Genomic DNA, 20,519 nt, shown 5'->3' with positions numbered 1-20,519 from the left:
CCTTATTGCTTACTGTGCTGGCGCTACTTGTACAACATGCTGTACAAAGATACCTGGGGTGATGATGTGCTCCGGGTCTAAACCACCTAGCTCAACCACTTCAGAAACCTGAGCAATAGTGACATCCGCAGCCATCGCCATGATTGGGCCAAAGTTACGTGCAGATTTACGGTAAACCAGATTGCCCCAGCGGTCACCCTTGTAGGCTTTAATCAAGGCAAAGTCCGCCTTGATCGGATACTCAAGTACGTAATCTTTCCCATCAATCTCACGGGTTTCTTTGCCTTCAGCCAAAAGTGTTCCAAAGCCTGTTGGGGTAAACACAGCGCCTAGGCCCATACCAGCTGCCTGAATACGACACGCCAGATTACCTTGCGGTACCACTTCAAGTTCAACCTTTCCGGCACGATACAATTCATCAAATACATAAGAATCTGACTGACGTGGGAAAGAACAGATGACTTTTTTAACTGAACCTGCTTTAAGCAGTTTCGCCAGACCATAGTCACCATTACCGGCATTGTTGCTGACAATGGTTAAGCCTTTAACACCGAGTTCAATAAGACCATCAATGAGTTCAGCGGGTTGTCCTGCGGTACCGAAACCACCAATCAGAATGGTTGCACCATCTTTAATCTGCGATAGAACCTCGCTTAGTGAGGACTTACTTTTGTCAATCATGTGAGAAACCTTAGAGCATGAGGTAACGTGATGTACTACTACCGCTAAAAATTTATTTAAATTCTTAATGGTAGTAATAAATGGAATAAATTTTGTGAGTCAAAAGCGAACTTTTAACTCACATATACTTTCAATTAAGCACTAGCACGACGACGTTCAACTTCAGTTGAAGGAGCAGCAGCGGCATCTTTAACAAGTTCGATGTTAAATGTGATGTGTTTGAAAGCGTGATCTAAACCACGGCGTTGAATTTCAGCTGGGTCAGTTACATCAACTGCTGTTGCAACTAAGCCATCACGGGTTGCGAAAGCAAAGTCGTCCCATAAGTACTCATCACCCTCAATGTTGAATTGAGTAGTCAGTTTGCGATAACCCAGTGCAGAAACGAAGTAATGAACGTGAGATGGACGGTTACCATGACGGCCTAATTTGTTAAGAAGGGCCTGAGTCGTACCTTCTGGCGGGCATCCATAGCCCACTGGCATAGTGGTTAATGCAACATACTTACCATCGGCATCAGTCAAGATAGTACGACGTAAGTTAAAGTCAGATTGAGACTTATCAAAGAATGAATAGTTACCTAAACTGTTGGCATGCCATACTTCAACTTTGGCATTTTCAATGATATTGCCATCAGTATCAGTTACGGTACCTTCAATAATTAAGGTATCGATTTTGCCTGTTTCAGTACCATCATCCATACGCGCAAAACCAACTGATTCAGGTGCGCCAGCAACATAAAGTGGACCTTCGATGGTACGAGGTGTGCCACCCGTAACGCCAGCTTTTGCATCAGCTTCATCTGCACGTAAATCAAGATAGTGCTCTAAACCTAAACCAGCTGCCAAAAGACCAAGTTCGTTTGCTTGACCAGCATCTGTGAAATATTCCAAACCTTTCCATACTTCTGAAGGTTGGATGTCTAAATCTTCGATGGCTTGAAATAAATCCCCGAGAAGGCGCACTACAATTTGTTGAACACGTGCATCAACTTCGCCTTTTGCAGTGTCGACATTCATTTGTTTTACAAGCGCATCAATTTGTTGACGGTTCATACTAAAACTCCTTAAGTATGCAATACGGTTTTGGGTGGCAGCGCTGCGGGCATTTTGTTTTGCTAGCGAATAAGTGCCGCCACGTTCCTTGTTACCTTCTGAATAATCTGCTTGGTTTTTAAATGGACTTCAGAGATCACATTTAAAAAATTCTTTTGGTTTACGAATCATCATCACGAACAGAAGACGGGTGACGATTAAGCGCCATCACTTCGATGTTCATATAAGGATAAAGTGGTAACCCCTGTAAAATATTGTGCAACTCTTCATTGCTCTCGACATCAAAAATGCTGATGTTTGAGTACTGGCCTGTAATTCGCCAGATGTGACGCCATTTGCCTTGACGCTGTAATTCTTGCGAATAGGCTTTTTCAACAGCCTTAATTTCATTTGCTTTGTCGGCTGGCATATCAAGTGGAATATGCACATCCATACGTACATGAAATAACATGGGAAACTCCTTATCCTATTGCCTCAACGACGTAACTTCTCGACTTTATCTTCATCAATTTCAATGCCTAAGCCGGGAGCCGTTGGCAAGTGCAATTCAAAGTTTTCGTAACGTAGCGGTTCTTTCAGAATTTCTTCGGTAAGCAATAACGGACCAAATAATTCAGTACCAAACGCTAATGTTTCAAAGGTTGCAAACGCATGAGCAGAAGCCATGCTACCTACAGGGCCTTCAAGCATAGTGCCGCCATAAAGATCAATTCCAGCCAAACCTGCAACCTTGGCAACTTCACACGCTTCGATCAGACCACCAGATTGTTCAATCTTCACGGCAAATACGTCTGCACCATGACTTTTTGCAATACGATATGCGCTGTCAGGACCAGTTAAAGCTTCATCCGCCATGATTGCGACATCAAAACGATGGGTGAGGCGAGCAAGTGCTTCAGTATTTTGAATAGCACAAGGCTGTTCAATTAAATCAATCCCGCCATCTTGTAGCTGTTGAATACCTTGAATACATTCCAGCTCTGACCATGCACGATTTACGTCAACGCGTACACTAATATCTGCACCGAGTGCTTTTTTAATTGCAATCACATGATCAACATCGTGTTGCAAAGGGCGTGAACCAATTTTGAGTTTGAACGTGTTATGACGTTTTAACTCAATCATTTTTCGAGCTTCAGCAATATCTTTTTCTGTGTCACCAGACGCGAGCGTCCAAAGTACAGGTAAACTATTGCGCAGACGGCCACCTAAAACTTCACTTAATGGCACGCCTAAACGTTTTGCCTGAATATCAAGTAGAGCAGTCTGAATGGCACATTTCGCGAAACGGTTACCATTAATATTCTTACGAATCAGTTTTAGTGTTTGAGCAACATTTAAATCTTTAACTGATGCGAGTAATGGTGCAAAGTAAGTATCAATATTGGCTTTGACACTTTCAGGACTTTCTTCACCATAGTTCAGTCCACCAATGGTGGTCGCTTCACCCCAACCTACAATACCATCCGTGGTCGTAATTTTAACGAGCACCAAAGTCTGAGTACGCATGGTAGTTACAGACAACTGGTGAGGACGGATAGTTGGAATATCCACAAGTATGGTTTCTATGGTTCTATACATGAAGTTTCAACTATTTCAAACTTGTTTACATACCATAGAAGAATGTAATAGCCTAAAATAGATATAGAACGGTATTTTAAGATACTAAAAAGGTATATTAATGGAATTAAGACATCTACGTTATTTTGTTACCGTTGTTGAAGAACAAAGTCTGACAAAAGCCGCTGAGAAACTTTTTATTGCCCAGCCACCGCTCACGCGTCAAATCAAAAAACTAGAAGAAGAATTAGGTATTGATTTGTTTGTGAAAGGGTCGCGTCCATTAAAAGTGACAGAAGCAGGGCTGTTTTTTTACCAACATGCAGTACAAATTCTAACGCATACGGCTCAAGCAGCTTCTATGGCTAAAAAAATGAAGCTGGTCGAGAATGTTGTTAAAGTTGGCTATGTGAGTTCGCTTCTTTACGGGCGATTACCGCAGGTCATTTATCTATTTAGACAAAAAAATCCTGACATTCATGTCGAGCTTATTGAATGTGGTACACGAGATCAGGTCGAAGCTTTAAAGTTAGGCAAAATCGATTTAGGTTTTGGTCGATTACCTATTAGCGATCCTGCCATTAAGCGACTTCTACTTCGAAAAGAAAAATTAAAACTCGCGATTCATAAAAAACATCCTTTAAGTGAGCTCCAAGAATCAGGAATTTATTTATCTCAAATTATCAATGAGACAATTTTTTCTTATCCCACAACACCTAAGCCGAATTTTTCGACCACTATTCAAGCTTTATTTACCAAATTAGGTCTTGTTCCCGCCAAACTGACTGAAGTCCGCGAAATTCATATGGCTCTTGGCTTAGTGGCATCTGGAGAGGGTATTTGTATTATTCCAGAAAGCGCCTGTGATATTGGAATGAAGAATCTAACTTATTTAAATATCTTAGACTTAGAAGCCTATAGTCCCATTTCTCTATCGATGCGCAATATGGACCAAAGTTCATATATTCCTAAAATCTTAGATTGTATTGAAGAGATCTATAGCGAAGAAGAAGTATCCAGAAATTTAAATTTATAACTTTTTAATAAGTTTTAAATTGAATTATCATGTTATTTTAAAACTTTAAACCTATAGGTAATATTTAAAAGGATTATTAGATGAGAAAAATTTTAGGGATAGCTTCTCTTATTATGTCTACTGGTGTTGTACATGCTGAACAATTAAATGAACAAGAACAAATTTCTCCATACAGTGCTAATGTAACCTTCGCAAGTCAATATATTTCACGTGGTTTTCAACAAACTTGGGGCAAGCCTGCTTTACAAATTGGTCTAGATTATGCAAATCCGAATGGATTATTTGTGGGGACTTGGGCATCGAATGTAAGCTCTAACTATCTTCGTGATGCTTCAGTTGAGTGGGATTTTTACACAGGTTATATAAAAACTTTTGATAAGTTTTCAGCTGGAATGACGGTTTTTTATTACTATTATCCAGGAGCTAAAAGTACACCTGAAACAGGGAGTACCAGTTATAACTATGGCGAAATTGTGCCTCAAATTGGTTATGGGCCTTTGACTCTTAAATATTTCATTACCTACACTCCAGATTATGCAGGCTATAACTCAGATACGATGGGTGGCCCAGCAGGTAAACGTTCACGAGGAACAACTTATCTAGATCTAACTTTTACTCAGCCTATCAATGAGTCTTGGACTTTTGGTGCTCACTATGGCTATGAAAGAATTAAAAATTTCTCGGAAGCTAACTTTCAAGATATGAAAATCGAGCTGATTAAGGATTTAGGGGATGGCTGGACTACTGGTTTAGCGTATGCCAAAGCTTGGGACAAAGATGGTTTCTATAAAAAGTATAGTAATGGTGAACATGATGCGCCAATTTCAAATCCGATTGATTCGACATTTACTGTCTCAGTTAAAAAGGTATTCTAATTTATAAATAAAAAAGCCTGATGACTTTATTTTGAGCATCAGGCTTTAAATAGTGAATATATAAAGATTATTTTTTAATTAAATCGTAAGCCATTTTGGTGTCATCAAGCTGAACAAGTGAAGCATGGCGAGCCGAGAGCGGATCTTTATTTTCAATTGCGGTTAAAATCGCTTTATGTCTAGGTAGTGAATGGCCTTGTAAATTTGGGCGCAGACTAGTGACTTGAATGGATTGCTGCAAAGGTAAAACCAACATTTTTGACATATAAGCCAGCAAGTCATTATGAGTTGCTTTGGCAATTGCCAAATGAAATTGAATATCTGGCTCTATAAATTCTTCAACTGTTGTCGCTTTTTCCATCCCTTCATAGGCATGTTTAATACGTTCAATATCTTCTTCGTTTGCCGTACTTGCCGCAATATAAGCAAGCTCTGGTTCCAAAACGCGTCGTACGGTAGAAAGTGTTTTAAAAAATTCGTGTTCAGGCGTGGTTTGAATCAACCAAAACAATACATCTGGATCGAGTAAATGCCATTCTTCTTTCGGTCTCACCACAGTTCCAATTTTGGGTCTTGAGTAAGTTAAGCCTTTAGCGTTTAAAACACGGATTGCTTCGCGAAAGACAGGGCGGCTGACTTTATATTCCTCACATAAATCAACTTCACTCGGGAGCTTTTCATTTTCTGAAATTTCTCCAGAAACAATTTTTAATCCCAATTGTTGAACAATTAATGCATGTTGGCTTTTGCTTGGAATAGGATTTTTATAGTCAGCTTTACTCATATTTCACTATTACGACATGTTGAATATCCTATGGTATAGATGACCTTGTGTTTTAACAAGATCATCTTTTTCAAGAATAAATATTAATGAGAATGACGTGGAACTTCTGAGCCACGGCAACCGATCAAGAAATCAAAATCACAGCCCTCATCGGCTTGTAAAACATGTTCTACATAGAGCTTACGGTAACCGCCAATAAAACTTGGTGGAGCTGATGGTGCTAAATTTTCAAGACGTTGCTTAAGTTCTTCATCACTTACTTCTAGGTGAAGTTTACCTGCATAGGCATCGAGTTCAATAAAGTCACCATTTTGAACTACAGCTAAAGGTCCGCCAGCCATGGCTTCAGGGGCAACATGTAAAACCACCGTGCCATACGCTGTTCCGCTCATACGTGCGTCGGAAATACGAACCATATCGGTAATGCCTTTGGCTAAAATTTTTGGTGGTAGGCCCATATTTCCAACCTCGGCCATGCCCGGATAGCCTTTAGGGCCGGCATTTTTCATGACTAGAATACAAGTTTCATCGACATCAAGGTCTGGGTCATTAATACGGGTTTTATAATCATCAAAGTTTTCAAATACGACTGCACGACCACGGTGTTTCATCAGTTCAGGTGTGGCAGCAGATGGTTTAAGTACCGCACCTTTAGGCGCTAAATTACCGCGCAAAATACACATACCGCCATCTTGTCGAATTGGATTATCTATTTTCCGAATCACTTCATCGTTATAAATAGGTGATTGCTGACAATTTTCCCAAATGCCTTGACCATTTACGGTTAAAGCCTGTGGATGTGGCAAAAGATTGGCTTCACCCATACGACGAATCACGGCTGGCAAACCGCCGCTATAATAAAACTCTTCCATTAAAAAACGACCCGAAGGCTGTAAGTCAACAATGGTTGGCATGCCACGGCCGACACGGTTCCAGTCATCGAGTTGTAAATCAACCCCAATACGTCCGGCAATTGCCTTTAAATGAATGACTGCATTGGTTGAACCACCAATAGCTGCATTGACTTTAATGGCATTTTCGAAAGCTTCTTTGGTTAAGATTTTAGAAAGGCGTAAATCTTCATGAACCATGTCAACAATACGCATACCAGACAGATGAGCCAGCACATAACGGCGCGAATCTACCGCTGGAATGGCTGCATTGTGTGGTAAAGAAGTGCCTAGGGCTTCAGCCATACAGGCCATTGTAGAAGCTGTGCCCATGGTGTTACATGTACCAGCCGAGCGCGACATACCAGACTCAGCAGATAAAAATTCATTTAAATCAATTTTGCCTGCTTTTAACTCTTCATGCATTTGCCAAACGATAGTACCTGCACCAATATCTTTGCCTTTGTGCTTACCATTCAACATGGGACCGCCAGTCACTACAATGGCTGGAATATCACAACTTGCAGCTCCCATTAATAATGCAGGGGTGGTTTTGTCACAACCTGTTAGTAACACCACGCCGTCAATAGGGTTACCACGGATAGCTTCCTCCACATCCATACTAGCCAAGTTGCGTGTAAACATGGCGGTGGGACGTAAATTCGACTCACCATTTGAAAACACAGGAAACTCAACAGGGTAGCCGCCCGCTTCTAAAATCCCTTTTTTTACGTGTTCGGCAATTTTTCGAAAATGCGCATTACATGGGGTGAGTTCAGACCACGTATTACAAATTCCAATAATCGGTTTGCCTTGAAACTCATGATCTGGAATTCCTTGGTTCTTCATCCAGCTGCGATACATAAAGCCATTTTTATCCGTTGTACCAAACCAGGCAGCCGAGCGAAGAACTTGTTTGTTATTCATACAAATTTCCCTATATAGTATTACTATTAGAATTAATTAATTTAAAAATACACCATAAATTTTATTTTTAAAAGGTTTGAAATTTAAATAGTATTACTATATTTTAAATTAAAAGGATAATTTACGAGCAAGATGCTCTATAAGTAAATAATAGGAAATGGAGTCGAACATGGATTTCGAAAAGGATGTAATACGGACGGTCACGTTTAAGCTGATACCTGCATTAGTCATACTATATCTGGTGGCATACATTGATCGGGCCGCTGTCGGATTTGCCCATTTGCATATGGGTGCAGATGTTGGAATTGGTGATGCTGCCTATGGTCTAGGAGCTGGCTTATTTTTTATTGGATATTTTCTTTTTGAAGTTCCAAGTAATTTGCTTTTAGACAAATTTGGTGCTCGTAAATGGTTTACCCGCATTTTATTAACATGGGGCCTCATCACCATGGCCATGGCGCTCATTCAAGGCCCTAAAAGTTTTTATCTGTTACGGTTTTTACTTGGTGTAGCTGAGGCAGGTTTTTTCCCTGGTGTTTTATACCTAATTACACAGTGGTATCCGGTGCGGCATCGCGGAAAAATCATGGGAATGTTTGTGCTTTCACAACCGATTGCCATGATGATTGCAGGGCCTTTAGCGGGTCTATTACTTGGAATGGATGGCATTGCAAATTTGCACGGCTGGCAATGGTTGTTTGTTGCAGTTGGCTTGCCCGCGGTTTTATTGGCTTTACCGACATTCCTGTGGTTGCCAGATAATATTGATAAAGTGAAATGGTTGAGTATTGAACAAAAACAATGGCTTACAAATGAACTTGTTAAAGATGAAGCCGAATATGACCAAACCCGACATGCCAATCCACTGCATGCCTTAAAAGACAAACGCGTACTTTTATTGGCATTGTATTACCTACCAGTGACTTTAAGTATTTATGGTTTAAATCTTTGGCTTCCTACCATTATTAAGCAATTTGGAGGTGGTACTGATCTTCAAATTGGCTTCCTATCTAGCATTCCCTACGTTTTTGGAATTATTGGTTTGTTAATTATTCCACGTAGTACCGATCGTCTAAATGACCGCTACGGACATTTAAGTTTTCTCTACGCACTAGGCGCTTGTGCAATGTTTTTAAGTGGTTGGCTAAATTCTCCAGTCATGCAGTTGGCTGCTTTGGCTGTGGTTGCGTTCTGCCTATTTTCTTCAACTGCCGTGTTTTGGACATTACCTGGCCGTTTCTTAACAGGTGCAAGTGCAGCGGCTGGTATTGCCTTAATTAACTCTGTTGGAAATTTAGGTGGCTATGTCGGGCCATTTGGTATCGGACTTTTAAAAGAATACACGGGAAATATGGCTGCTGGTTTGTATTTCTTATCTATCGTTATGCTTTTTGGCTTGATTCTGACCTACATCGTGTATGCCAAGCTCGAACGTCAAAAAACACAAACAGTGAATATTCAAAAGCCTTTGTAAGGAATAAAACATGCAAATTATTCAATTTGAAAATCGTGCAAATCAACGTGCCGTCGCCAAAGTAGAAGGCAACATGGCATATCCGGTTAAAGATATTCAATCGGTTCGTGATTTAGCACTTTTGGCAATCCGCAATAAAATTTCATTGGAACGACAAATTGAGGCGTTAGGCTTTGAAGCGGAGACCTATGATTATTCATCTTTATTAGCAAACTTAAAGGTACTGCCGCCTTTAGACCATCCAGACCCAACACACTGTTTAGTGTCCGGTACAGGCTTAACCCATTTAGGTTCTGCATCTGCACGCGACAAAATGCATCAACAAAATTTAAGCGATGACAGCTCGGTGACCGACACCATGCGGATATTTCAATGGGGGCTACAAAAGGGGCGTCCAGCACAAGGTCAGATCGGGGCGCAGCCAGAATGGTTTTATAAAGGCGACGGTTCAATTGTGGTAAGGCCGGGAGCTGAATTACCTTTACCCCCATTTGCTGAAGATGGCGGCGAAGAACCTGAAATCGCAGGCCTCTATGTGATTGGAGAAGACTTAAAGCCTTACCGAATCGGGTTTGCGCTGGGCAATGAATATTCTGACCATGTGATGGAACGTCGTAATTATTTATATCTGGCGCATTCAAAATTACGTTTTTGTAGTTTTGGTCCAGCTTTACGAACAGGCGAATTACCGAAACATTTAGTGGGAACCAGCCGCTTACGCCGTGATGGACAAATCATTTGGGAAAAAGAATTTTTGTCGGGTGAAGACAATATGTGTCATAGCTTGGCAAATCTGGAATATCACCACTTTAAGTATCAACAATTCTTAAAAGCAGGGGATGTTCATATTCACTATTTCGGTACAGCCACTTTGTCTTTTGCCGACGGTATTCAAGCGCAAGTCAACGATGAGTTTGAAATAGAGATGAAAGAGTTCGGTCTTCCTCTTAAAAACAAACTAGCCCATACCCAACCAGAGCTACCGATTGGTTCAGTTATTACTCTTTAAGGAATTTAAAATGGTCATTGGACACAACTTTATTGGCGGTTCACGCAGCGCACAAGGTACAACCTTATTAAAAAGCATTCATGCTACGACTGGTGAGGCTCTACCTTATGAGTTTCACCATGCAACCGAGCAAGAAGTAAATCAAGCTTGTGAAGCAGCAAGTCAAGCGTTTAAAACTTACCGCCATACATCACCTGAACAGCGCGCTACCTTTTTAGAAAATATTGCCGATGAACTCGATGCATTAGGTACAGATTTTCTTGAAATTGTCTCACAGGAAACCGCTTTACCGCTGGCACGTTTGCAAGGTGAACGTGCCCGTACCAGTGGACAAATGCGCCTGTTTGCCAAAGTATTACGCCGTGGTGATTTTTTAGGTGCCCGTATTGATACCGCTTTGCCTGAGCGCCAGCCTTTACCACGTCCAGACCTGCGTCAGATTAAAATCGGTGTTGGTTCTGTTGCGGTCTTTGGGGCAAGTAACTTCCCCTTAGCATTTTCAACTGCAGGTGGTGACACTGCTTCGGCACTCGCCGCAGGTTGTTCTGTGGTGGTGAAAGCCCACAGTGGACATATGGCGACAGCAGATTTTGTAGCTCAGGCAATTGAGCGTGCCGTAGAAAAATCAAGTATGCCAAAAGGTGTATTTAACATGATCTACGGTAATGGCGTGGGTGAACCTTTAGTGAAACATCCTTTAATTCAGGCTGTGGGTTTTACCGGTTCACTTCGTGGTGGTCGCGCTTTATGTGACATGGCCGCAGCCCGTCCACAACCAATTCCCGTATTTGCTGAAATGAGTAGCATTAACCCGATGCTGATGTTGCCAGAAGCCTTAAAAAACCGTGGTGACAAAATTGCACAGGACTTGGCTGATTCAGTGGTTTTAGGCTGTGGTCAGTTCTGTACCAATCCGGGCTTAATCTTGGGAATTAAATCAGCCGAGTTTAATCAGCTCATTAGTAACCTAACCGAAATTATAGGTGGCAAACCTGCACAGACTATGCTGAATGCCGGAACCTTAAAAAGTTATACCGCTGGTCTTGAGCACTTAACCGAGCATCAAGGCATTGAACACTTGGCTGGCAATACTCAACAAGACAATCAGGCACAGCCACAACTCTTTAAAGCTGATGTTGAGCTTTTACTGGCGGGTGACCAGCTTTTACAAGAAGAAATCTTTGGGCCTACCACGGTCATCATTGAAGTTGAAGATAAAGCTCAACTCATTCAGGCGCTACAAAGCATGAATGGACAGCTGACAGCGACTTTAATTGCCGACGAAGCAGACTTAATCGAGTTTGCAGATGTGGTCCCTGTGCTAGAGGAAAAAGCTGGTCGATTACTTATAAATGGCTACCCAACAGGTGTTGAGGTCTGTGATGCGATGGTACACGGGGGGCCATACCCAGCCACTTCAGATGCCCGAGGTACTTCAGTTGGAACCTTGGCCATTGACCGTTATTTAAGACCTGTGTGTTACCAGAACTATCCACAAAATTTATTGCCAGAGGCTTTAAAAGACAGCAACCCGTTGCAGATTTTAAGATTGGTGAATGGTGAGATGACCAGAGAAGCAATCTAATCAATTTAAAAAAGAGGCCACAAACGGGTCTCTTTTTTTATTGTTGTTTTCTATCCTTAAGGATAGTGTTCAAAAGTCTACATAAAGTTCTATTGTATGTATAACTATTAAAAAGCCTATCTCATTTAAACTGGCATATTTGTTGCTTAATTTAATGTATCTGGTCAGACCAGTCAGACAATGCATTAAATTGGAGCGGATATGCAACTCGAAACTTTTAATCAATTAGCTTCTAGTCAGGCTCGGCTGGTCTTACAAGCCTGTGTGCATATCCCAACTTGGGTTTCTGAATTGATTCAGAAACGTCCTTCTTCGCTCAAATCAGGAGATTCAATAATGGCGGGTATCAGCACACATATTTTAAATGCATCACTCGGCCAGCCAGCAACTCAAGTATTGGTGAAATTATTCGAGGAAACGAGCCATGGATATATTTTAATCGATGAACAGTTCACTGATGCAGATGGACGTATTCAAGCATTTAATGTCGACTCATTTATTCGTGGTCATTATCAATTGGTTTTTGAAGTAGGGGATTATTTTCAGACTCTAAATACCAATAGCTTTTACCCGAGAGTCTGTATTGATTTTAAAGTCAATGATATTCACCAGCACTATCACGTGCCCCTATTGATCAGTCCTTTCTCATATTCAACATATCGTGGCAGCTAAATCAACCCAAGCAATATGGACATCATGAATTTAATTTGAGGAAATAACCCATGCATCAAGACAATATAAATCCAGAACGAGATCCGCATATCTCGGCAGAACATCAATATTTAGGGATGAATAAAAACATCTTATATGGTTTGCAGCATGTATTGACTATGTACGGTGGAATTATTGCACCGCCATTGATTATTGGTGCAGCTGCTGGTCTAGATGCTTCAGAGATTGGCTTATTGGTAGCTGCCGCCTTATTTGTGGGAGGCCTCGCCACAGTTATACAAACCATTGGTTTTAAATATTTCGGTGCAAAATTACCGATTGTGCAAGGGGTGTCTTTTGCTGGAGTTGCAACTATTTTGGCAATTGTGAGTACCGGTGGTGGTTTGCCATCTGCGTTTGGTGCTGTGATTGTCGCATCTCTAATTGGTTTGTTGATTACACCATTCTTTGCAAAAATTATCCGCTTCTTTCCACCTGTGGTCACAGGATGCGTCATTACCATGATTGGTATTTCGCTCACACCTGTTGCGATCCGCTGGATTATGGGGGGAAACCCGAAAGCTGAAAACTGGGGAGATCCGACTAATACTGGTTTGGCGGTAATTACGCTAGCGATTGTGATTATTTTTAGTATGTTACGAAATCAGATTCTGCGCCGCCTTGCGATCCTTGTAGCAATTGTTTTGGGTACGGTAATTGCCTATATTGCAGGCTTTACTGACTTCTCAAGAGTAAGTATAGGTCCTATTTTTGCTTTTCCAAGTTTCTTCCATTTTGGTTCTCCTGTATTTGAATTTTCTGCCATTCTTTCCATGGTAATTGTTACTTTGGTAATCATGACTGAAACCACGGCCGATATTATTGCGATTGGTGAAATCGTTGGAACTAAAGTTGATTCAAAACGAATTGGTGATGGTCTACGTGCAGATATGCTATCGAGTGCAATTTCCCCAATCTTTGGTTCATTCATGCAAACCGCCTTTGCTCAAAATGTAGGTCTGGTTGCAATTACAGGCATTAAAAGCCGTTTTGTAGTCGCAACAGCTGGTGGAATTTTAATTATCTTGGGCTTATTACCTGTTATTGGCCGCTTTGTTGCATCAATTCCGATGCCTGTTTTAGGTGGCGCAGGTATTGTATTATTCGGTACTGTTGCTGCCAGTGGAATACGAACTCTAGCCAAAGTAGATTATAACGATCATAAAAATCTGATTATTGTCGCTACTTCACTCACAATCGGCATGATTCCAATTGTAAACCAAGAGTTTTATGCGCAATTTCCGACATGGGTAAAAACCCTATTACATTCAGGTATTAGTTCTGCCTGTATCACTGCCATTTTGCTCAATATTATTTTTAACCACTTACCGTTTAGCAAAAAGTCCGTTGATGTTGCAACTACGCCCATAAATTCAGGGCATTGATCGACACCGGTTAGGGATTAGACATTCTAATTTAACCACATTTTCATTCGCAAAAATTTAAAGGTCGCTTATTCAATGATGAATAGGTTAGGGGGATTTTGACTTTAAAAAGGTCAAAAACAGGTCTTTTGAAAGACCATAAGCGACTTTTAAACCAAATCTTACAGGGGAATTTTATGAGAAATTTTAAATTAAAATCGGCATTACTTATGCTGAGCATGGCTGCTACTGTGCCGGTATGGGCTGCTGATACCAGTCTGAATGGCCTATTTAATCTAAAGCAGGATTGTCAGACGAGTAATGATTCAATTGACCGTATAGGTGCAGCATTTGCATGCGGCAGTATTCATGGGGTAGTTAAATCTGCATATTACTCACTTAATAATGGCTATTTTGTGAATAATTTAAATCAGGATACGACCGTCATTGGTGGGTATATTAAATATGAAACAGCTCCTTTTTATGGCATACAGGCAGCTGTGGGATATGACATACAGCGCCGACTGGATGATAAAAATGAAAATGATGAAGTGCCAGAATTAAAAGAAGATAGGGATGGTCTAGCAGAAGCTTATGTAAGCTGGAAAAACGATTTGGCTAGAGTGACGATTGGTAACCAGCGGCTAAATTTACCTTTTATGGGCGATTATGCTGACCGTCGTGTATTGATGTTTTTATATCAGGCCGCTGATGTACAGATCGGGAATAATTATTATTTCTTACGACTCACTAAAGTAAATAAATATAAAAGTTATGGCGAGGATGAGTTCAATAAAACTTCTCGTCAAAATTCAAATGTGGAAACCAATGGGGTCTGGTCGGTTGGTGCAGGGAAGCGCTTTAATTTAGCCAATGATAAAAGTTTAAAAACGCAATTTTGGTATCAAAATTATGATGACTATACTCGTCTAATCTATACTCAAGCTGATTTAGCAATTCCAAAGTTTAATTATAGTCCTGAATTTTCAATCCAGTATATTTCAGGTAAAGATCAGAGCAAAGCACTTGCTGGAGAGGTTAATAGCCAAATTTTCGGTGTACAGGCTGCGTTTAAGGTTATGCCTACCGCCAGTCTAAAAGTCGCGTATAACTATATAAAACCAGATCAGGGTAGTTACTTGAATGGGGCATTATTAACACCCTATGCAGCTAAAACCTCTTCAGGTGAACTTTTTGCCCAGCCATTTTTCACCAGCACTCAAGATTTAGGTGCGGGTAATGCATTGATGTTGTCTTTAGAAGGTAAATTGACAGATCAGTTGATAGCTGGCGCGCGTTATTCATTTATGGACTTAAAAGAGTCGGAAAATGTTGCGAGTCGAAATCAATCTGAATACATGTTGTTTGGTATTTATAATTTTACGGGAGCTTTAAAAGGTTTTAGTGTCAGCAATTTTACAGGTATCCAAACATCACCACGCTATGACAAAAATTTCTTACAAAACCGTTTTGCATTATCTTATAAGTTTTAACTGTGTTTTATAGCATCGAGTGCATATTTAAATCGAAATATGCACTTTTTTTATAAATTAAAAAATCCCCCTATAGAGGGGGAAAGCATTTAAATATTTAGTCGAGAGGATTGCCGATAATATTACTGATGATCCCTTGCATGATGTGAGTACCTTGTTCTTGATATAAAGATTCATACCACTCTTGGGTGATTTTCGGGTCTTTCATATGTGTCACATCGCAACGTTTGCGTGCTCTTAACACCATTTCCTTAGTACGATCATTGCGTTTGTTTTGATAACGGTTCAAAGCATCTTCCAATCCAAAAGTATTGATTTGTAAGGCACGAGCAAGATAAATCGCATCTTCCATGGCTTGGCAGCCACCTTGTCCAATATCCGGAGTCGTGCTATGAGCGGCGTCACCTAAGAGCACTACACGTCCTTTATAGAAATTCATAAAAGGCTCGATATCATGGATCTCGACACGATTGGTTTTTTTCTCATCTAAACGCTCAATGAGTTTTTGTACTGGTTCACACCAACCACTAAAATGCATTTTAAGGTCTTGCTTATAATATTCACGCTGATTTGACAGTCCAGCCTCAAGCGGCACATCAAAGAAGAAATAGAAACGATTTTGTGCAACGGGCATGAGTGATACACGTTTACCTTCACCAATATATGTGGTCCATTGCATGGCTGGTGCAATCTGGTCATCAATATCAACCAATCCATTCCAATTTACATAGCCAGCATAGCGACGTTCAACTTGATGGCCCAGTACAAACTGCCGCGTAAGTGAATGTGTACCATCTGCACCAATCAGTAGATCGGCTGTTATCTGAGAACCATCCTGAAAATGTATGGTGACATCATTTTGATGAGCTTCAATTGCAGTCATTTTCATCCCGAGTCTGATGTCTTCCAGACCAAATTGCTGCATTAATAATTGTTGTAGATCAGCTCGAGCGACAGGATAGGCACGTTGTCCTACTTCTTTATATAAAGGTAACAAACTAAATTGGGTCATGGTTTGTTGGTTAAGACCATCAAGATATGCTAAAGACTCCATTTGTCCACCTAGTTTCTGGATTTGATCCGTTAAACCAAGATAGTTGAGACACTTAACACCATTTGACCAAAGTGAGATGGCAGCGCCAATAGGTAATATTTCGGCTGCTTGCTCATAGATTGTGACCTGATGACCAAATTTTTTTAAAGCGATACCAGCAGTTAAACCGCCCATACCTGCACCTACAATCGCGATATTCATTGTTCAGATCCTAAGTATTTAAGTAAGTTTCTAAACCGTTCTAAGCGAGAAGTGTGCCAATTTTATTAACTGGTTTTACTGGTCATACCAGCAATATTGCCTCATTAAAAAGCAATCTTAATAAAGTGGTATTGATGTGGTTCAAAGTATGGAGCAAAGTAGTGCATAGCACTACAAATTTGGAATTTATGATTATATTGTGCTGTTATGTCTGGAAAAATACACACCAGCACGCTGTGCGGCACCAATAATATGTGCTTGCATAGCTTTTTCAGCTGCTGTTGAGTCCTGATTAAATAAAGCTTGCAGAATTAATTCATGTTCATGAATGGTTTTAAATGCCAGATTGGGTTGAACAAAGGGTAGGATCTGACTCTTTTGAATCCAGTCGGTATGTATTTTAAGTGTTTGAATAATCGATTGATTATGACTAAGTTCAATAATATGTTGATGAAATGCATAATCAAATTCAGAGGCTGCTTGCCAATTTTGTTCTTTGATTGCACTTGCTAATGATTGGTAATGTTGCTGTAAGATGGACTTATCATCTTCAGTTAAATACTCACATGCGAGAAGTGCGCAAAAACTTTCTAGTACATAGCGTAATTGATAGAAATCTTTAAGTGATACACGATGTTCACCATCCCATTGTTCTGCCGCTTGGCTATGCTGTGAAATAACGTAAACACCTTTGCCTGCTTTGATTTCTAATAGACCTAAAGCGGCGAGGCGGGTTAATGCTTCACGTAAAGAAGCACGGCTGATTCCTAATTGAATGGCAAGCTCACGTTGTGAGGGTAAGGCAGACCCGACTGCATAAGTATTTTGTTGAATGCGTTGATAAATGATTTCCACCGCTTGCTCAGTCACCTGAGATGATTTTCCATTGAGCATAGCTTGTGGGCTCATAAGCAACACACCATAAATATATAAATAAATAATTTGATTCTACACAAAATTTATCTATTTGTTGGTGCACGTGCTTAAAATTAGCCGTATTTTTAATAACAGATCAGACCAGTTGAACTGGATATTACGTTATTGAATAAGGATAAAAAGTTTAAGAATGATTAATGACAATATGTATTGCTGAAACTTCAGAACGGTCAGAGACTATTTATCTCTGACCGTACACAGTAATTTTAATACTTTCCGTTGAAGTTTGCGCTAATTCTTTGTTTTAAATATTCTTTAGCTGTAATGGCCGGATATTTCTTTTGTGGTCCTTCAATGATCATATCTTCATTGGCTTGGCAGAAGAACGCCAAACTATAACGTGCGCCTTGATATTCATTTGTTTCAGGATTTTTAACACGATGAAAATTAGAAGGTAGTTGATCATCGCTCCAACGCGTGAGCATATCACCGATATTACAGGTAATTACATCATCACGTGGCTCAATGCTGGTCCATTGCTGTTGTTCCATATCTTTACCCGGACAAACTTGCAGGCCACCTTGTCCTTTACGTTGGAACAGTAGCGTTAAACAGTCAAAATCTGTATGCGCTCCTGCACGCCATAGACCTAATTGATCTTTAAGAGCAGGGTCAATTGCATAGTAGTGCAGCATTCTTAAAGTACTTTGGTAGCTTTCTTGATCAGGGTCATGAGCAAGAGTAAAGAAGTTATCGGCAAAGCCTAGTTTATAAGCAAAGCAAGATAAAATTTTCATGCCGACTTGCCAGCATGCATGTTCAAACTCCAACATGGTATCTTTAAAATTAGGTAATTCCTCTTGACTAGGATAAAGACCTTCCATACGTGGGCGGGTAATTTGATAAGACTCTTTTTGGTCTGGTGTGCTGGTCGATGGACGAACCTGTGCCTTACTTTCCCAACCTGCATTGCGATTGAGTGGGTAGCGAGCTTTAATCGATTCTGGCAGATTAAAAAACTGTTGTGTCATTTCAAATGCAGTTTGAATCTGTTCAAGTGGAATGCCATGATTCGATACTTGAAAGAAACCAATATCGGTAGCTGCTGACCAAAGTTGGTCCGCAATTTCATATTTACGTTGTTCAAAATTTGATAAATCAATGACCCGGACTTCCCGTTCAAAGGTCTCTTGACCAAAAGCTCCCATACGAGCTTCTTTTTGCAGTTCTTCTAAGCTGTAGTCATTTTCAGCTACTGGAGTCATATTGGCGCTGTTCATATTTCAACCTCATATTTTGGATAATCGTGACCCAATCAAATAGATTGAAATAGATGGGTCACATTCAAAAAAGAGCCACACGTTCTTAATAAAAGATAACTTTATGTAAAGAACATGAGCTGTTTTCTGAGCAATGACCCACATAGCAATTGATATTACTACTATGCTGAACGCTTCTACTCTGATATAGAGCATGTAGCACTTTTTGTGCCAATTTCTAAGGATAGGTTATGAAGTTGGGATGGGGAGAGCAATATTGCATTTATAGAGGAATCAGCGATGAATAATTAAAAAGCTTTTATTCTAGAAAAGCACCTGTGGAGTGCATGAATGATGACCTGGTGCACCACTAAGCCGCATATAAAACAAATTAATTAACGCAGTTTATTCATCTAGGCATGATTAAAAATAAGCCCAAATTAGATTATTACTATGAAAAACAAAATGAAATCAAAATTGGCACAGAGCTTGCTAGTTCATTCCTGAGTATAAGCGGTCAGTGTGTAGTAAACATGCGGGACATTGCTCTACAGCGTTTGCTGTTCCTCTTTTGGGGACAAAACCATCTTGGTTTTGAGAGAAATGTACATTTGATACATTGATTGCCCCCCTAAAAAGAATAGCAAGATAAATCAATACAGATTTAGGGGGCTTATTTATGAATATTCAGCACTATGTAAGCAAAGGGCGACGTACTGTTATTGTGAGTGCATTATTGGGGCTAGGAACAATTTTCAGTTCAACCAGTTATGCTGCCGATAAACTTGTTCTACAAACCACATGGTATGCACAAGCCGAGCAAGGTGGATATTATCAGGCACTTGCACAAGGGATTTATAAAAAATACGGACTCGATGTCGATATTAAAATTGGTGGGCCACAGGTCAATAATATGACCTTACTATTGTCCAAACGTGCCGACATTATAATTAATTATGATTTACAGGTCTTAAAGGGTATTGAAAGTAATTTTCCAATCAAAGCAGTTGCGGCACCATTTCAGTTTGACCCACAAGGTGTATTAACTCATGGCGATGTAAAGTCTTTGGCGGACTTAAAAGGCAAAACAATTCTTGTTTCAACCAGTGGGCAAGCAAGCTGGTGGCCATGGTTAAAAGGGAAATATAAATTAAATGCAGCACAGGCTCGCCCTTATACCTTCAATATGCAGCCATTTTTAGCTGGCAAAAATGTGGCACAGCAAGCCTATGCAACCTCTGAAGTCTTTCAGGCAAAAAAAGCAGAGCCTTCAAGTAATTTCTTTTTATTTGCTGATGCTGGCTATCCAGCTTATGGCGGTATTTTAGTTACACGCAATGATGTGATTCAAAACAAACCAGATGTTGTGCGTCGTTTTGTTCAGGCATCGATGGAAGGATGGAAAAACTATTTAGCTGATCCTCGATTAGGGAATAGTCTGATTAAAAAAGAAAACCCAAATATGAAAGATGATCTGCTGGCCTTTGCAGTAGGTCAAATGCGCAAACTCAAACTGATTGATGGGGGAGATGCTAAAACGCAAGGAATCGGGGTCATGACCGATGCGCGTTGGAAAGCCACACGAGATTTTATGGTGAACGCTGGTTTGTTAAAAGCTCAAACCAACTGGAAAACTGCTTATACCACACAGTTTGTTAAAACTGCCAAGTAGTCAGGGTTATAGG

18 protein-coding genes are annotated in these 20,519 nt (G+C 40.3%); 9 read left to right on the top strand and 9 right to left on the bottom strand.

Annotation, left to right across the window (positions count from 1 at the left end; all coding sequences use genetic code 11):
• Window positions 1-9 precede the first annotated feature (9 nt).
• From ACTJJG_RS00335 to ACTJJG_RS00320, 4 genes are all read right to left on the bottom strand, one after another.
• Window positions 10-681 carry a 3-oxoacid CoA-transferase subunit A gene (locus tag ACTJJG_RS00335; protein ID WP_005069060.1) on the bottom strand — a complete coding sequence of 224 codons (672 nt, stop codon included), beginning with the start codon at window positions 679-681 and terminating at the stop codon, window positions 10-12.
• Window positions 682-815: 134 nt separating this feature from the next.
• A complete protein-coding gene (gene catA, locus ACTJJG_RS00330; protein WP_032056027.1) occupies window positions 816-1,736 on the bottom strand; it encodes a catechol 1,2-dioxygenase in 921 nt (306 codons plus the stop codon).
• Between the two features lie 160 nt (window positions 1,737-1,896).
• A complete protein-coding gene (gene catC / locus ACTJJG_RS00325) occupies window positions 1,897-2,187 on the bottom strand; it encodes a muconolactone Delta-isomerase (protein WP_017386076.1) in 291 nt (96 codons plus the stop codon).
• 23 nt (window positions 2,188-2,210) lie between these two features.
• The gene (locus ACTJJG_RS00320; protein WP_025465977.1) at window positions 2,211-3,317 is read right to left on the bottom strand and encodes a muconate/chloromuconate family cycloisomerase; all 1,107 of its coding nucleotides are present in this window, start codon (window positions 3,315-3,317) and stop codon (window positions 2,211-2,213) included.
• A 100-nt stretch (window positions 3,318-3,417) separates the two neighbouring features.
• Between ACTJJG_RS00320 and ACTJJG_RS00315 the strand changes: the two genes are divergently transcribed.
• Complete coding sequence (locus tag ACTJJG_RS00315; RefSeq protein WP_032056028.1) at window positions 3,418-4,332, top strand: LysR family transcriptional regulator; 915 nt, start codon at window positions 3,418-3,420, stop codon at window positions 4,330-4,332.
• Between the two features lie 80 nt (window positions 4,333-4,412).
• Window positions 4,413-5,207 carry a TorF family putative porin gene (locus ACTJJG_RS00310; protein ID WP_032056029.1) on the top strand — a complete coding sequence of 265 codons (795 nt, stop codon included), beginning with the start codon at window positions 4,413-4,415 and terminating at the stop codon, window positions 5,205-5,207.
• Between the two features lie 67 nt (window positions 5,208-5,274).
• Here ACTJJG_RS00310 and ACTJJG_RS00305 read toward each other — a convergent pair whose 3' ends face one another.
• Together ACTJJG_RS00305 and ACTJJG_RS00300 are read right to left on the bottom strand one after the other, a co-directional pair.
• The gene (locus ACTJJG_RS00305) at window positions 5,275-5,991 is read right to left on the bottom strand and encodes a FadR/GntR family transcriptional regulator (RefSeq protein WP_005069141.1); all 717 of its coding nucleotides are present in this window, start codon (window positions 5,989-5,991) and stop codon (window positions 5,275-5,277) included.
• Between the two features lie 83 nt (window positions 5,992-6,074).
• Window positions 6,075-7,808 (bottom strand): IlvD/Edd family dehydratase, encoded by a 1,734-nt coding sequence (locus tag ACTJJG_RS00300; protein ID WP_032063326.1) that lies wholly within the window; start codon window positions 7,806-7,808, stop codon window positions 6,075-6,077.
• A gap of 169 nt (window positions 7,809-7,977) precedes the next feature.
• Between ACTJJG_RS00300 and abaQ the strand changes: the two genes are divergently transcribed.
• The 6 genes from abaQ to ACTJJG_RS00270 all read left to right on the top strand — a co-directional run bounded on the left by abaQ (window position 7,978) and on the right by ACTJJG_RS00270 (window position 15,444).
• Window positions 7,978-9,282, top strand: a complete 1,305-nt coding sequence (gene abaQ, locus ACTJJG_RS00295; RefSeq protein WP_032063327.1) for a multidrug efflux MFS transporter AbaQ — start codon at window positions 7,978-7,980, stop codon at window positions 9,280-9,282.
• Window positions 9,283-9,292: 10 nt separating this feature from the next.
• Window positions 9,293-10,291 carry an AraD1 family protein gene (gene araD1 / locus ACTJJG_RS00290; RefSeq protein WP_032063329.1) on the top strand — a complete coding sequence of 333 codons (999 nt, stop codon included), beginning with the start codon at window positions 9,293-9,295 and terminating at the stop codon, window positions 10,289-10,291.
• A 10-nt stretch (window positions 10,292-10,301) separates the two neighbouring features.
• Window positions 10,302-11,876, top strand: coding sequence for an aldehyde dehydrogenase (NADP(+)) (locus ACTJJG_RS00285; RefSeq protein ID WP_032063330.1), 1,575 nt, complete (start codon window positions 10,302-10,304; stop codon window positions 11,874-11,876).
• Window positions 11,877-12,212: 336 nt separating this feature from the next.
• Entirely contained in the window at window positions 12,213-12,548 is a 336-nt protein-coding gene (gene uraH, locus ACTJJG_RS00280; protein ID WP_069119955.1) for a hydroxyisourate hydrolase, read from the top strand.
• 50 nt (window positions 12,549-12,598) lie between these two features.
• Window positions 12,599-13,972: a nucleobase:cation symporter-2 family protein gene (locus ACTJJG_RS00275; protein ID WP_069119911.1), complete on the top strand. Its 1,374-nt coding sequence runs from the start codon at window positions 12,599-12,601 to the stop codon at window positions 13,970-13,972.
• 176 nt (window positions 13,973-14,148) lie between these two features.
• Window positions 14,149-15,444 carry a hypothetical protein gene (locus ACTJJG_RS00270; RefSeq protein WP_069119914.1) on the top strand — a complete coding sequence of 432 codons (1,296 nt, stop codon included), beginning with the start codon at window positions 14,149-14,151 and terminating at the stop codon, window positions 15,442-15,444.
• Window positions 15,445-15,541: 97 nt separating this feature from the next.
• On the opposite strand, the gene hpxO is transcribed toward ACTJJG_RS00270, so the two are convergent.
• The 3 genes from hpxO to ACTJJG_RS00255 form a co-directional block, all read right to left on the bottom strand.
• Window positions 15,542-16,699 carry an FAD-dependent urate hydroxylase HpxO gene (gene hpxO / locus ACTJJG_RS00265; RefSeq protein ID WP_069119917.1) on the bottom strand — a complete coding sequence of 386 codons (1,158 nt, stop codon included), beginning with the start codon at window positions 16,697-16,699 and terminating at the stop codon, window positions 15,542-15,544.
• 192 nt (window positions 16,700-16,891) lie between these two features.
• Window positions 16,892-17,608, bottom strand: coding sequence for a FadR/GntR family transcriptional regulator (locus tag ACTJJG_RS00260; RefSeq protein WP_069119920.1), 717 nt, complete (start codon window positions 17,606-17,608; stop codon window positions 16,892-16,894).
• 233 nt (window positions 17,609-17,841) lie between these two features.
• The gene (locus tag ACTJJG_RS00255; RefSeq protein WP_023187873.1) at window positions 17,842-18,855 is read right to left on the bottom strand and encodes an isopenicillin N synthase family dioxygenase; all 1,014 of its coding nucleotides are present in this window, start codon (window positions 18,853-18,855) and stop codon (window positions 17,842-17,844) included.
• Window positions 18,856-19,513: 658 nt separating this feature from the next.
• On the opposite strand from ACTJJG_RS00255, the gene ACTJJG_RS00250 reads away from it, so the two are divergent.
• The gene (locus ACTJJG_RS00250; RefSeq protein WP_019767751.1) at window positions 19,514-20,506 is read left to right on the top strand and encodes an ABC transporter substrate-binding protein; all 993 of its coding nucleotides are present in this window, start codon (window positions 19,514-19,516) and stop codon (window positions 20,504-20,506) included.
• Window positions 20,507-20,519 lie beyond the last annotated feature (13 nt).

Origin of the sequence: Acinetobacter sp. 22512 (assembly GCF_052044755.1) — a bacterium.
In the GTDB taxonomy this organism is placed as follows: domain Bacteria; phylum Pseudomonadota; class Gammaproteobacteria; order Pseudomonadales; family Moraxellaceae; genus Acinetobacter; species Acinetobacter pittii.
The sequence above is the reverse complement of the archived record's forward strand: the minus strand, read 5'-3'. Positions and strand labels throughout refer to the sequence as shown.